This window comes from Micromonospora sp. WMMD708, assembly GCF_049315245.1.
In the GTDB taxonomy this organism is placed as follows: Bacteria; Actinomycetota; Actinomycetes; order Mycobacteriales; family Micromonosporaceae; genus Micromonospora; species Micromonospora wenchangensis.
Genome location: NZ_CP186060.1, coordinates 6570822 through 6583389, shown reverse-complemented (window position 1 = coordinate 6583389; position 12568 = coordinate 6570822). Strand labels below are relative to the sequence as shown.

Sequence of the window (12568 nt, the reverse complement as noted above, 5' to 3'; positions counted from 1 at the left end):
TCAAGAGGGCGAGAGGGCGGGGTGAGAGGACGAGGGGTCGCGGGGTGGCGTGGGGGTAATTCGATGGACATGGGTTTCCGGGGCGGTGAGCATCGGGGCATGCGGCAGGAGGAGATCTGGGACGCCGAGGCTGCCCGGCACTACGACACCCCGGGCGAGGGCATGTTCGCGGCCGAGGTGCTGGGGCCGACGGTGGACCGGTTGGCCGCGCTCGCCGGTGCCGGGCCGGTGCTGGAGTTCGCCATCGGTACCGGCCGGGTCGCCGTCCCGCTGGCCGCCCGGGGGGTGCCGGTCACCGGCATCGAGCTGTCCGCCCCGATGATCGCGCAGCTCCGCACCAAGGTGGACGCGGACACCATCCCGGTGGTCGCCGGTGACATGGCGACCGCCGCCGCCCCGGGTGAGTTCTCCCTCGTCTATCTGGTCTACAACACGATCGCCAACCTGCTCACCCAGGCCGAGCAGGTGGCCTGCTTCCGCAACGCCGCCCGGCACCTCGCCCCCGGTGGCCGGTTCGTCGTCGAACTGTGGGTGCCCGAGCTGCGCAAACTGCCGCCCGGTCAGCAGGCGGTGGTGTGGCACTCCGAACCCGGCTACGTCGGCCTGGACACCTACGACGTGCTGACGCAGCACGTGGTGTCCCACCATTTCCGGTTCGGCGACGGCCGGCAGGCGGAACTGTTCCGTACCCCGCACCGCTACGTCTGGCCCGCCGAGCTGGACCTGATGGGGCAGCTCGCCGGGTTCACGCTGGAGAGCCGGCACGCGGACTGGACCGGCGGCGAGTTCACCGCCGAATCCCGTTCCCACGTCTCCGTCTACCGCCTGGCATAGCCGTCGGCCCCGGTCGTGGCCCCACCGGCCCCGGTGGGCCGGGACGGGTCAGTGGGTGCCGACACCCTTGCCGGTGGCGGCGACGAACGAGCGCCAGGCCCGGCGGTCGAAGGTGAGGACGGGCCCGGCCGGGTCCTTGCTGTCGCGCACCCCGACGACGCCGGGCAGACCGTCGGCGACCTCGACGCACTCGCTGTTGCCGCTGCGGGTGGACTTGCGCCAGGTGGCACCGGTCAGCTCCATGACGTCATCACTTCCTTCATCAGCAGTGCCGACTGGTTGTGGGGCAGGGCCTCGCTACGGACGCTCTCCCACCGTGCAATCAGGATAGTCAGCTCCCCGTCCTTGTCGATCGTGGTGCCGTCGAGCTGGTTCTCCAGATAACCGACCCAACCGCTGTCGTTGCCGAGCGCCAGCGTGAACGGGCCGGCGAGACCCACGTGGGTGCTGACCTCGGCGGGTATCACGTGGATGCTGACGTTCGGCTGGTCGACGCACTCCAACAGATGGGCGATCTGCTGCACCATCAGGCCCCGGAAGCTCTCGTCCGCGCGCCGGAGCACCGCCTCCTCGACCACGGCGATCAGCTTCGGCGGCTGGGGACGACTGAGTACGCTCTGCCGGTCCAACCGGACGGCGAGCCGCCGCTCCACCTCGTCGTCGCTGAGCATGTCGTCGGCCCGGATCACCGCACGGGCGTAGTTCTCCGTCTGCAACAGACCCGGTACGAGCGTCGGGTGGTAACACCAGAGCTGTTGTGCCTGGCGTTCGGCCTCCAGCCAGGGCCGGAACCAGTTCGGTTGCGAGTAGCGCTCGGCCAGCCTGAGCAGCGAGGTGAGCAGCCCGCCGGTCGTCAGGACCTCGTCCGCCCGCTTGAGGAAAAGCCTGTCGAACGGGCGTTGGCCCAACTCGATGGCGGAGATCTGCGAGCCGGAGAAATGGACCAGCTTGCCGAACTCCTCCTGGCTCAGCTCCGCGTGCAGCCGCAGTCTGCGTAGTTGTGCCCGGATCAGGTCGGCGGTCGGTTCACTTTCCACACGTCCTCCACGATCGTCCCGGCCGCCTCCCCGGTCCGACCGGGCGGCCCTCGCCGTCGACCCGGCCTCGCCCGAGCCGGCGTCGATGCCTTCCGAGAGTAGTGGTCTCATCACCAGAATGTCACCAGCGGGTCGCCTTCCGTCCGGCCCGCTGCGGGGCCGCCCGTGATTCCCCCGTGCAGGGGCGGCCCCGTCCCACCGCCATCAGGAGGTCGAGACCGGTGAACTCCCGTCCGTTTCCGGTGCCCCGCCTCGGCCCGTACGCCGACCGGCCCCGCTCCCATCCGCCGGGCGGCCGGGCGCACCTGCCGCTGCGACCGCTGTGGGTGTGCCGGGCCTGCGGCGGCCCGTGGCCGTGCGCCGAGGCCCGGCTGCTGCTCCGCATCGAGTACGACGCACAGCCCGTCGATCTGGCCGTCTATCTGTCCGGGCTCTACCACGAGGCGAGCCACGACCTGTTCCGGCTGAACCCGCAGGACGGGCCGACGCCACGTGACCTGTTCGAACGCTTCGTCGCCTGGGCCCCCTACCGCCGGGGACCGGCCACCCCGCCCCCGCCGGGCGGCGGCACGGGGCCGATATAGCGGTGTCCGAAGGTGCGGGATACCGCTATGTCGACCCAAAGGAGTCGATCGACGCCGGCCCAGGCGAGTCGATCAAGGGTGCGGGGTGACGGTCGATGACCTGTGCCACGTTCGGGCGGTGGGCGGCGACAGGCGACGGTCGGCCGGTGACACACTGGTCGCCGCGGTCGACGAGGGCATGAGGGGGCGGCGTGCGCTGGCGAAGCTTCGTGGCGGTCGGGGACAGTTTCACCGAGGGCATGGACGACGCGTACCCGGACGGCACCTACCGGGGCTGGGCGGACCTGGTGGCGACCCGGCTGGCCGCCGAGGCAGGGCCGGACTTCGGCTACGCGAACCTGGCCATCCGGGGCCGCCTCTTCCCGAGCGTCGTCGCCGAGCAGGTGCCCGCCGCGCTCGCCATGAAGCCCGACCTGATCAGCTTCGCGGCCGGCGGCAACGACGTGCTGCGACGCACCTTCGACGCGGACGCGTTGGCGACCCGGTTCGACGCCGTGGTGGCCCGACTGCGTTCCAACGGTGCCGACGTGATCCTCTTCCGGTTCGCCGACGTGCTGGCCCGGCTGCCCGGCCAACGCCTCGTCTCGCCCCGGATCGAGCTGGTCAACCGGGTCGTCGGTGAGACCGCCGAGCGGCACGGCGCGATCCTGGTCGACCTGTTCGCCGACGACACGTACCGGCTCAACCCGATGCTCTGGAGCCCCGACCGGCTGCACCTGTCCGCCGCCGGGCACCGGCGGGTCGCCGCCCAGGTGCTGACCGCGCTCGGGGTGGGCTGCGACGAGGAGTGGCTGCTGGTGCCGGAGCACCCGGCCGCCACCCCGTGGCTCGCCGCCCGCGCCGCCGACCTGAGCTGGGTCGGCCGGCACCTGGCCCCGTGGATCACCCGCCGGCTCACCGGCCGGTCCTCCGGCGACACGGTCACCGCGAAGCGCCCGGTCCTCGGCCCGGTCTCCGACTGACGTGCGCACCCTGCACACCGCCCCCCTGCTGCGTCTCACCCGGGACGACGGGCCGTCTTCGGGTCAGCCGGCCCCGGGCGACGGTGGGTCGCTGTCGGGCTGGGCGGTGCTGGTCGACGGGGACCGGATCGAGGCGGTCGGTCCGGCCGGGGAGCTGACGCAGGCGTACCCGACGGTGCGGGTGCGGCGGTGGCCCGGCACGCTCGGGCCGGCGCTGGTGCACGACGGGCCGCTGCCCCCGGCGGCCAGCCCGCGCGAACGGGTGCACGCGCTGCTGCGGGTCGGGGTCGGCGCGGTGCTCGCCGCGCACCTGACCGACCCGGCGCTACGGGCAGCGGTGGCCCGCAACGACGTGGCCGTCCTCGACGCGGCACGGCCCCCGGCCCTCACCGTCGGTGGCCGTGCCGACCTGGCCGTCTTCGCCGACGACGGCCGCTGCCTCGCCACCGTCGTCGCCGGCCGCCTGGTGCACCGCCGCACCTGACCGGCCCGGCCCCTCGGCCGCCCGGCCCGCTGGACGGGTGCGCCGACCGGCGGGGACGGGCGGCGGTGGTCCGGTGCCGTTGGGCGGTCGGTGCCGCGGATTCCGGCGTAACTTGGGGCTCATGTCTGTGCCGAGTGATCCGCATCCCCGCCTCCAGTCGTACGCCGACCCGCAGCGGCTGGTCACCACCGAATGGTTGGCCGAACACCTCGGCGACGAGGGCCTCGTCGTGGTCGAATCCGACGAGGACGTGCTGCTCTATGACACCGGTCACATCCCGGGAGCCGTCAAGGTCGACTGGCACACCGAGCTGAACGACCAGGTGACCCGGGACTACCTGGACGCGGAGAGCTTCGCCGAGCTGTGCGCGGCCAAGGGCATCGGCCGCGACGACACGGTGGTCTTCTACGGCGACAACTTCAACTGGTGGGCCGCGTACGCGCTGTGGGTGTTCACCCTGTTCGGTCACCCCGACGTGCGGCTGCTCGACGGCGGCCGGCAGAAGTGGATCGCCGAGGGGCGTGAGCTGACCCGGGAGAAGACGGTCCGGCCGCGCGCCGACTATCCGGTGCCGCAGCGCAACGACGCGCCGGTCCGGGCGTACCGGGAGCAGGTGATGGCGCACGTGGCGGCGGGCCGGCCGCTCGTCGACGTCCGCTCGCCGGGCGAGTACACCGGCGAGATGCTGCACATGCCCGACTATCCGCAGGAGGGCGCGCTGCGCGGCGGGCACATCCCGGGCGCGGTGAGCAAGCCGTGGAAGTCCGCCGCGAACGACGACGGCACCTTCAAGTCGGCCGACGAGCTGCGGGCCATCTACACCGACCAGCTCGGGTTGAGCCCCGCCGACGACGTGGTGGCCTACTGCCGGATCGGTGAACGGTCCAGCCACACCTGGTTCGTGCTGCACCATCTGCTGGGCTTCCCGCAGGTACGCAACTACGACGGCTCGTGGACCGAGTGGGGCAACCTGGTCCGGGCCCCCGTGGTCCGGGGCGACCAGCCCGGCGGCCTGGCCGGCTGACCAACCCTCCGCCGGGTCGGTCGCGCCCGGCTGGGTCGCGCTTGGGCGGATGTTGCGGTATCCCAGCCTCGGGACACCGCAACATCCGCCCAATTGCGTCGCGCCCCCGCCCGGTCGGCGGTAGTTCGGCGGTAGACCCGACACGCGGTCGTCGGGCGGGGGAACCTGCTGGGGAAGAACCGGTTACCTGGTGAGGAGGCAGGGCGTGCGCAGACCGCGAGCCCGGCTGACGGCGCTGTGCGCTCGGGGAGAGCGAGGGGGCGATGCTCGCCCGCACCTACCTCGCGCAGCGCCGCAGCCGGCGGCACCCCGCCCGGCGGCCACTGTCCGCCTGGTGAACCCGCGGGTAACCGAGGGACCCCGGTGTCCGGGTCGAGGTCTACGCTTGCCAGGTGACTGTGGGGCAGCAGGCTAGGGGCAGCGCAGGCAGCGCGGGCCGGCGCCGGTCGAGGCGCGACGAGATCCTGGAGATCGCTGTCGGGCTCTTCGCCGCCCGCGGCTACCACGGGGTCTCCATGGACGACATCGGTGCGGCCGCCGGGGTGACCGGCCCCGCCCTCTACCACCACTTCGCCGGCAAGGAGGCGATGCTGGCCGCCGCGCTGATCCCGGTCAGCGAGGGGCTGCTCGACGGTGGCCGGGACCGGGCGGCGAGCCGTCCGGGCGACCCGCGTGGCGCGCTGGAGTCCCTGATCGACTTCCACGTCGACTTCGCGCTGGCGAACCCGGCCGTGATCGCCCTGCACCTGCACGAGCTGGACCGCCTCCCGGACGAGCCGCGCCGCCGCATCCGCAAGCTCCAGCGGCTGTACGTCGAGGAGTGGGTGACCGTGCTGACCGCGCTGCACCCGGGGCTGCCCGACGGCGAGGCGCGGGTGCTGGCGCACGCCGCGTTCGGCCTGATGAACTCGACCCCGTTCCTCGGCGGCGAGGTCGACAGGCGGCGTCGGGCGGCGCTGCTGCGGGCCGCCGCGTCGGCCGCCCTGCTCGCCGAGACCGACTCCTGACCCGCTCGCCCGACTCGTGGCCGCCGGCCCGACCGTGGTTTCCTGGCATCCGTCCCCACCCCGGACGCTGAGCAACGTCCCCACCCTGGACGCTGGAGGAAACATGATCGAGTCGCTGTTGGTCGCCAACCGGGGCGAGATCGCCCGCCGGATCATCCGTACCGCGAAGCGGCTCGGCGTCCGTGCGGTCGCGGTGCACTCGGAGGCCGACGCCGACCTGCCGTTCGTGGTCGAGGCCGACGAGGCGGTGTGCGTGGGACCGGCGAACCCGGCCCAGAGCTACCGCAACGTGGAGGCGATCCTGGCCGCCGCCGAGTCCACCGGCGCGCAGGCGGTCCACCCCGGCTACGGCTTCCTGTCGGAGAACGCCGACTTCGCCCGTACCGTGCAGGCCCGTGGGCTGGTCTGGGTCGGGCCCGGCGCGGACGCGATCACCGCGATGGGTGACAAGATCAACGCGCGGAACCTGATGGCGGCGGCCGGAGTGCCGGTCGCGCCCGGCACCACCGAACCGGCCACCGACCTCGACGCGGCGGTCGCCGCCGCCACGGAGATCGGCTACCCGGTGATGGTCAAGGCCGCCGCCGGTGGCGGCGGGATGGGCATGGCGGTGGCCGCCGACGAGGCCGCGCTGCGCACCGAGTACGACAAGGTCCGCGCGTTCGCCGAGCGGATGTTCGGCGACGGCTCGGTGCTCATCGAGCGCTACTTCCCCCGGGTACGCCACGTCGAGGTGCAGATCCTCGGCCTGGCCGACGGCCGGGTGGTGGCGCTCGGCGAGCGGGAGTGCTCGGTGCAGCGGCGCAACCAGAAGCTGGTCGAGGAGTCCCCCTCCCCGGCGGTGTCGCCGGAGCTGCGGGCCCGGTTCCTGGCCGCCGCCGTGCGGGCCGGCGAGGCGGTCGGCTACCGCAACGCGGGCACCGTCGAATGCCTGCTCGACCCGGCCACGCAGGAGTTCTTCTTCCTGGAGATGAACACCCGGCTCCAGGTGGAGCACCCGGTGACCGAGCTGGTCTACGGCGTCGACCTGGTCGAGGAGCAGCTGCGGGTGGCGGCCGGCCTGCCACCGACCTTCGACCCGGACGCGCTGACCCCGCGCGGCCACGCGATCGAGCTGCGGATCAACGCGGAGGACCCGAAGCGGTTCCTGCCCGGACCCGGCGTCATCGGCACCTGGGTGGAGCCCACCGGCGAGGGGGTACGCGTCGACTCCGGGTACGTCGCCGGCAACACGGTGACCCCGTTCTACGACAGCCTGCTGGCCAAGCTCGTCGTCACCGGGGCGGACCGGGCCGAGGCGATCGAGCGGGCCCGGACGGCGGTGGCCGACTTCGCGGTGGCCGGACCGAAGAACAACCTGCCCTTCTTCGCCGAGCTGCTGACCAACGACGAGTTCGTCTCCGGCGACTACGACACCGGCATCGTCGGCCGGATGCGCTGACCCCGGCCCGGCCTGACCACGGGGTCCGTCGACCCTGACCCCGTGGTCAGGCCGGCCGTACCCCGCCGGGCAGGTGCGGACGGTGCGCCGCGATGCCGACCACGTCGAGGCGGGGGGTCACCTGGTCGATCCGGGCCGGCCGGTGCCGGCCGGCCGGAGCGTCGTTGGTCGGGGTCGGGCCGACGGGGAAGTGCCCCGGGTTGCGGTCCTTGCGCGCCGGAGCGTCGGGCAGGGCCGCCTGCCGTCCCGGCGGGTCGTGCGGGTGGTCGCCGCCGTCGACGGGCGGGTGGGGACGTCCGTTCGGGGCCGGCCGGTTCGTGGCCCTGATAGTGGCCCGCAGCAGGTCGTTCTCGGCTTCCCGGGCGGCCAGCGTGCGCCGCAGCACGGCGTTCTCGGAGCGGAGCTGGGCGATGACCCGACCGGCGTCGTCCGTGGTGGGGGTCGACCCGTCGGGACTGTTCGCCTGCTCCCCGGGGCCGTGCGGGTGGGCCCGGCCGTCGGTCGGTCGACGGTCCGTCGGCGGTTCACCCCGGGCCGCCTCGTAGAGCCGTTCGAACCGGCGCAGGGTGGCCTGCCGGTCGGCGGGTGCGACGGTGCACTCGACCACCAGCACCACCGTCTGCCACGGCGGGCCCTTCGTCTCGGTGGTGAAGTGCCGGGACAGTCGCTTGCGCCAGGTGTCCCGGTCCCGGCCCGGCCGGTCGCGGCAGATCCGTTCGGCCAACCTGCTCCAGGTGTCGACCGCCCCGATCTCCGGGGCCTGCTCGACCAGGTCGCGGACCGCCAGCGCGTACTCGGACACCGCCGGCGAACCGTACCGGGCCGCGTATCCGGCGGCCAGGTGCTCGCGCGGGACGAGCCAGTGCCGCTGGTGCCGTCCCCGGACCGGGGTCGGCGTACTGGTGTCGGAGAGCATGGGCGGACCTTTCGTGCGGAGCTGTCTGACCCGGGAAGGTATTCGTACCCTCCATCCCCAAATCGTGGGCGTCCCGGCCTGTGTCCGTGGTCAGTTTCTGGCCGGGTCGTTGTCCGGGTAGGGCGGGGCGCTGTCCGGGTTGGACGGTCCGGGCCCGGGGCGGACGGTCGGTGCCCGGCAGGTGTCCCCGGATGGTCCACTTTGGCCGCCCGCCCGGCGCTGCCCGGCCACGGCGGCGTGCGGCACGGCCCGACCGGTCGTTGGGCCCGTCGTACGACCGGTCCCGTCACCGCACGTCCGTCGGCAGTCGGCCGGCGGCCGTGCGACGGGAGCCGGACGTGCCACCCGGCGGTGGAGACGCCATCGCCGGTCATGCGGCCCGGGAGCGGAGAACATGGGAAGCGGAAGACCGACCGACGGCGCGTGCCCGCGTCCCGACCCTCGTCGGCTGGGCCGGCACCTGCGGTCGATGTCGCTGTACGCGGAGGGCGCGGTGGCGATGGCGCTGGTGCTGGGCCGGGAGGACGCGGTGGCCTGGGCGGGCGCGGTCGCGGCGGTGGTGCGCGCCGCCGCCGACCTGGTGGAGGGGCGGGCGGGCCGGTGACCTCCGCCCGGAGGGGATCGTCGGGTCGACCCGACACCCCCGGCGGCGTGGCGGTGGCGGTCGGTCAGGTGGTTCCCTGGGGGGACCACCGGTCGTCCGGCGTCACCGGTCGTCGTCCCCACGAGGGGCGGCGGACCGGGACCACCCTCCGGCGACCCGATGTCACAGCGAGGTGACCATGAGTCAGATGCCAGCGGCGGTGTCGATCCGCGAGGTCGGGCCCCGCGACGGGCTCCAGAACGAGGAGCCGATCCCCACCGGGGCCAAGGTGCGGTTGCTCGACGCCCTCTCCGGCACCGGCGTGCGCCGGATCGAGGCGGTGTCGTTCGTGCATCCCAGGGCGATCCCGCAGATGGCCGACGCCGACGAGGTGTGGCGGCAGGCCGGGAGGGCCGAGGGGGTCCGCTATTCGGCGCTGGTGCCCAACACGAAGGGTGCGCAGCGGGCCCTGGCCGCCGGATTCACCGAGATCGAGGTGGTGGTCTCGGCCAGCGACACGCACAACCGGCGCAACGTCAACCGCTCCACCGACGAGTCGCTGGACGACATCGCCGAGCTGATCGACCTGCTGCACGGTGCGGGGGCGCGGGCCGAGGTGATCGTGGCGACCAGCTTCGGCTGCCCGTACGAGGGGGACGTCGACCCGGGGCGGGTCGCCGGGATCGTCGAGCGGGTGGTCCGCGACGGTGCCGACCGGGTCGCGTTCGGCGACACCACCGGCATGGGTACGCCCCGACGGGTCCGGGAGTTGGTCACCGCCGTCCGCGACCGGGAGCCCGACGTGCCGGTGCTGCTGCACTTCCACAACACCCGGGGCACCGCGCTGGCGAACCTGCTGACCGCCCTGGAACTGGGGATCACCGAGTTCGACGCCAGCGTCGGCGGCCTCGGCGGCTGCCCGTACGCGCCGGGGGCGAGCGGGAACCTGGCCACCGAGGAGGCGGTGCACATGCTGCACGACATGGGCATCGACACCGGCATCGACCTGGACGCCCTGATCGGGGTCGCCGAGTTGGCCGAGGAACTGCTCGGCAAGCGGCTGCCGTCGGGGGTGCTGCGGGCCGGCCCGCGTACCCGGCTGACCGCCCGCTGAGGGACGACCCGGTTGATCGACTCCGTTGCGTCCCCGTAGCGGTGTCGACAGGTCGCCGATGCCGCTACGACGCCGTCGTGGCGGCATCGCGCGACCCCCGAAAGGCCCGGGAGACGCGGGGAGGGGCCGGCGCGGTGCCGGCCCCTCCGTCGGGTCACGTCGTGGGTCAGCCCACGCTGAGCAGACCCGGCCAGCTGTCCTTGAAGACCTGGCCGCCGGTGCTGCTGCGGCGGTCGTTGGCGCTGAGGGTGCCGGCGAACAGGTTGCTCACCCGGTTCGCCTCGGCGGTGCTCGGGTACGGGTTGGTGCAGCTCGTCCCGGCGCTGCCGCCCGACATCAGGATCGCGCAGTTGCCGTTGTAGTTGTCGGGCAGACCGAGGATGTGCCCGATCTCGTGGGTCATGATCCGCAGCGGGCTGTACTGGGCGGCCTGCTGGGTGTCGATGTAGACCCGGCCGTTGCCGAGGCTGGTGCGCTGGGCGTACGAGCCGCCGCCGGTGATCTGGTAGATCCGCAGGTTGGTGCCGCAGTTCGCGGTGAGCGTCAGGTTGGTGGTGGCGTTGTTCCAGATCGACGCGGCCTGGTTGGCGATGCCCGCGTAGCTGGGCGCCTGGCTGGTGTTGTAGCAGATGGTCATCGCGGCGGAGGCGGGCGCGGGGTTGGCGACCGTGAGGCCGAGGGTCGCGGTCGCCGTCGCCAGGGCGGCGACGGCGAGGCGCTTGACGCGTGAGTTCATGGCTCACTCCAATCCGGAGGGGGTGTCTGGAGCGTAGCCACATCGATAGTTGACTATCAATATCCAGGGCGGAAGTCGGTCGGGTGGTCGGGCGGGGCCGGGATGCGCTAACCTAACGATCGTTCAGGCCGGTCGGCGCGTCCACCACGACGCCCACGGCGGCATGGCGGTCGGGCGCGTCCACGAGGCGCGGGGCGAGGGGGTCGGCGTGACGCTCGACGGTGAGGCACTGGAGCAGCTACGCAAGCGGGCCCGCTCCGGCGGCGCCGACAAGTACCACGCGGCGAACGCCGGCAAGGGCAAGCTGTTCGCCCGCGAACGGGTCGCCCTCCTGGTCGACGAGGGTTCCTTCGTCGAGGACGGGCTCTACGCCAACGCCCTGGCCGAGGGGCTGCCCGCCGACGGGGTGGTCACCGGCACCGCCACCATCGACGGCCGTCCGGTCTGCCTGATGGCCAACGACTCCACGGTCAAGGCCGGCAGTTGGGGCGCGCGCACCGTCGAGAAGATCATCCGGATCATCGAGCGGGCCTACTCGACAGGCGTGCCGATGGTCTACCTGGTCGACTCGGCCGGTGCCCGGATCACCGACCAGGTCGACCTCTTCCCCGGCCCCCGGGGTGCCGGCAAGATCTTCTGGAACCAGGTCCGCGCCTCCGGCGCGATCCCGCAGGTCTGCGCGTTGTTCGGGCCGAGCGCCGCCGGTGGGGCGTACATCCCGGCGTTCTGCGACGTGGTGGCCATGGTCGAGGGCAACGCCAGCATGTACCTCGGCTCCGACCGGATGGTCGAGATGGTCACCGGGGAGAAGACCACCCTGGAGGCGATGGGCGGGGCCCGGGTGCACTGCGCCGAGTCCGGCGTGGGGCACTTCCTGTGTAGGACCGAGGCCGACGCGCTCGACGTGGTGAGGACCTACCTGTCCTACCTGCCCGCCAACTGGCAGCAGCAACCGCCGGCCGCGCCGGCCGTCGCCGCGCCGGAGAAGGCCGACCTCGCCGCGCTGGTGCCGGCCAGCGAGCGGCAGGCGTTCGACATGCGTCGGTACGTCAAGGGCCTGCTCGACGAGGGTTCGTTCTTCGAGATCCAGGCGCTCTGGGCCAGGGAGCTGACCGTCGGCTTCGGCCGGCTGAACGGCGAGGTCGTCGGCGTGGTCGGCAACAACTCGATGTTCAAGGGCGGGGTGCTCTTCGTCGACTCGGCCGACAAGGCGACCCGGTTCGTGCAGCTCTGCGACGCGTTCAACGTGCCGCTGCTGTTCCTGAGCGACGTGCCCGGGTTCATGGTCGGCAGCGCGGTGGAGAAGCAGGGCATCATCCGGCACGGGGCCAAGATGATCACCGCGATCTCCGAGGCGACCGTACCCAAGATCTGCGTGGTGGTCCGCAAGGCGTACGGTGCGGGGCTGTACGCGATGGCCGGCCCCGGGTTCGCGCCGGACGCGACGATCGCCCTGCCCACCGCGAAGATCGCGGTGATGGGAGCCGAGGCGGCGGTCAACGCCGTCTACGCCAACAAGATCGCGGCGATCGCCGACGAGGCCGAACGGGCCGCCTTCGTCGCCGCCAGGCGGGCCGAGTACGAGCGGGACATCGACGTGGTGCGGCTCGCCAGTGAGCTGGTCATCGACGCGATCGTCGAACCACACGAGCTGCGCGCCGAACTGGTCCGCCGGTTCGCCGCCGCCCGCAGCAAGGACCGGCACTTCTCCCGGCGACGGCACGGGGTCACCCCGGTCTGACCGACGGGAGACCCGTCCCCGGCCGGCCCGACCGGTCGGCACCGACCCACCGCTACCGCTACCGCCACCGCCGTCGACCGGGTCCGACCGGTCGTCCACCCGATC

14 protein-coding genes are annotated in these 12568 nt (G+C 72.9%); 10 read left to right on the top strand and 4 right to left on the bottom strand.

Annotated features, from left to right (window positions below; genetic code table 11):
• The first annotated feature begins 99 nt into the window (after positions 1-99).
• On the top strand, positions 100-834 hold the full coding sequence (locus tag ACN260_RS29245; RefSeq protein ID WP_422753983.1) for a class I SAM-dependent DNA methyltransferase: 735 nt from the start codon (positions 100-102) through the stop codon (positions 832-834).
• A gap of 48 nt (positions 835-882) precedes the next feature.
• Here ACN260_RS29245 and ACN260_RS29240 read toward each other — a convergent pair whose 3' ends face one another.
• Complete coding sequence (locus ACN260_RS29240) at positions 883-1077, bottom strand: DUF397 domain-containing protein (RefSeq protein WP_422753982.1); 195 nt, start codon at positions 1075-1077, stop codon at positions 883-885.
• Complete coding sequence (locus ACN260_RS29235; protein WP_422753981.1) at positions 1068-1871, bottom strand: helix-turn-helix domain-containing protein; 804 nt, start codon at positions 1869-1871, stop codon at positions 1068-1070. The genes ACN260_RS29240 and ACN260_RS29235 overlap by 10 nt, the downstream gene beginning before the upstream one ends.
• A 221-nt stretch (positions 1872-2092) precedes the next feature.
• Between ACN260_RS29235 and ACN260_RS29230 the strand changes: the two genes are divergently transcribed.
• The 6 genes from ACN260_RS29230 to ACN260_RS29205 all read left to right on the top strand — a co-directional run bounded on the left by ACN260_RS29230 (position 2093) and on the right by ACN260_RS29205 (position 7373).
• Complete coding sequence (locus ACN260_RS29230; RefSeq protein ID WP_422753980.1) at positions 2093-2455, top strand: hypothetical protein; 363 nt, start codon at positions 2093-2095, stop codon at positions 2453-2455.
• A gap of 191 nt (positions 2456-2646) precedes the next feature.
• Positions 2647-3417 carry an SGNH/GDSL hydrolase family protein gene (locus tag ACN260_RS29225; protein ID WP_422753979.1) on the top strand — a complete coding sequence of 257 codons (771 nt, stop codon included), beginning with the start codon at positions 2647-2649 and terminating at the stop codon, positions 3415-3417.
• A 1-nt stretch (position 3418) separates the two neighbouring features.
• Positions 3419-3901, top strand: a complete 483-nt coding sequence (locus tag ACN260_RS29220) for an imidazolonepropionase-like domain-containing protein (protein WP_422753978.1) — start codon at positions 3419-3421, stop codon at positions 3899-3901.
• Between the two features lie 121 nt (positions 3902-4022).
• A complete protein-coding gene (locus ACN260_RS29215; protein ID WP_422753977.1) occupies positions 4023-4925 on the top strand; it encodes a sulfurtransferase in 903 nt (300 codons plus the stop codon).
• 392 nt (positions 4926-5317) lie between these two features.
• Positions 5318-5932, top strand: coding sequence for a TetR/AcrR family transcriptional regulator (locus ACN260_RS29210; protein WP_363649744.1), 615 nt, complete (start codon positions 5318-5320; stop codon positions 5930-5932).
• Between the two features lie 103 nt (positions 5933-6035).
• Positions 6036-7373 carry an acetyl-CoA carboxylase biotin carboxylase subunit gene (locus ACN260_RS29205; RefSeq protein WP_422753976.1) on the top strand — a complete coding sequence of 446 codons (1338 nt, stop codon included), beginning with the start codon at positions 6036-6038 and terminating at the stop codon, positions 7371-7373.
• Between the two features lie 46 nt (positions 7374-7419).
• Here the strand turns inward: ACN260_RS29205 and ACN260_RS29200 are convergent, their stop codons facing one another.
• A complete protein-coding gene (locus ACN260_RS29200; RefSeq protein WP_422753975.1) occupies positions 7420-8289 on the bottom strand; it encodes a hypothetical protein in 870 nt (289 codons plus the stop codon).
• Between the two features lie 394 nt (positions 8290-8683).
• On the opposite strand from ACN260_RS29200, the gene ACN260_RS29195 reads away from it, so the two are divergent.
• Together ACN260_RS29195 and ACN260_RS29190 are read left to right on the top strand one after the other, a co-directional pair.
• A complete protein-coding gene (locus ACN260_RS29195) occupies positions 8684-8893 on the top strand; it encodes a hypothetical protein (protein ID WP_422753974.1) in 210 nt (69 codons plus the stop codon).
• 178 nt (positions 8894-9071) lie between these two features.
• On the top strand, positions 9072-9986 hold the full coding sequence (locus ACN260_RS29190) for a hydroxymethylglutaryl-CoA lyase (RefSeq protein WP_422753973.1): 915 nt from the start codon (positions 9072-9074) through the stop codon (positions 9984-9986).
• Between the two features lie 166 nt (positions 9987-10152).
• Here the strand turns inward: ACN260_RS29190 and ACN260_RS29185 are convergent, their stop codons facing one another.
• The gene (locus ACN260_RS29185) at positions 10153-10722 is read right to left on the bottom strand and encodes a snapalysin family zinc-dependent metalloprotease (RefSeq protein WP_422753972.1); all 570 of its coding nucleotides are present in this window, start codon (positions 10720-10722) and stop codon (positions 10153-10155) included.
• A 208-nt stretch (positions 10723-10930) separates the two neighbouring features.
• On the opposite strand from ACN260_RS29185, the gene ACN260_RS29180 reads away from it, so the two are divergent.
• Positions 10931-12463, top strand: a complete 1533-nt coding sequence (locus tag ACN260_RS29180; protein ID WP_422753971.1) for an acyl-CoA carboxylase subunit beta — start codon at positions 10931-10933, stop codon at positions 12461-12463.
• Positions 12464-12568 lie beyond the last annotated feature (105 nt).

What these genes read in the sequence shown, in the direction of transcription:
- ACN260_RS29195 (WP_422753974.1), top strand. Translation starts at nt 8,684, where the DNA reads ATGGGAAGCGGAAGACCGACCGACGGCGCGTGCCCGCGTCCCGACCCT.
- ACN260_RS29190 (WP_422753973.1), top strand. Translation starts at nt 9,072, where the DNA reads ATGAGTCAGATGCCAGCGGCGGTGTCGATCCGCGAGGTCGGGCCCCGC.
- ACN260_RS29245 (WP_422753983.1), top strand. Translation starts at nt 100, where the DNA reads ATGCGGCAGGAGGAGATCTGGGACGCCGAGGCTGCCCGGCACTACGAC.
- ACN260_RS29240 (WP_422753982.1), bottom strand. Translation starts at nt 1,077, where the DNA reads ATGGAGCTGACCGGTGCCACCTGGCGCAAGTCCACCCGCAGCGGCAAC.
- ACN260_RS29185 (WP_422753972.1), bottom strand. Translation starts at nt 10,722, where the DNA reads ATGAACTCACGCGTCAAGCGCCTCGCCGTCGCCGCCCTGGCGACGGCG.
- ACN260_RS29200 (WP_422753975.1), bottom strand. Translation starts at nt 8,289, where the DNA reads ATGCTCTCCGACACCAGTACGCCGACCCCGGTCCGGGGACGGCACCAG.
- ACN260_RS29205 (WP_422753976.1), top strand. Translation starts at nt 6,036, where the DNA reads ATGATCGAGTCGCTGTTGGTCGCCAACCGGGGCGAGATCGCCCGCCGG.
- ACN260_RS29215 (WP_422753977.1), top strand. Translation starts at nt 4,023, where the DNA reads ATGTCTGTGCCGAGTGATCCGCATCCCCGCCTCCAGTCGTACGCCGAC.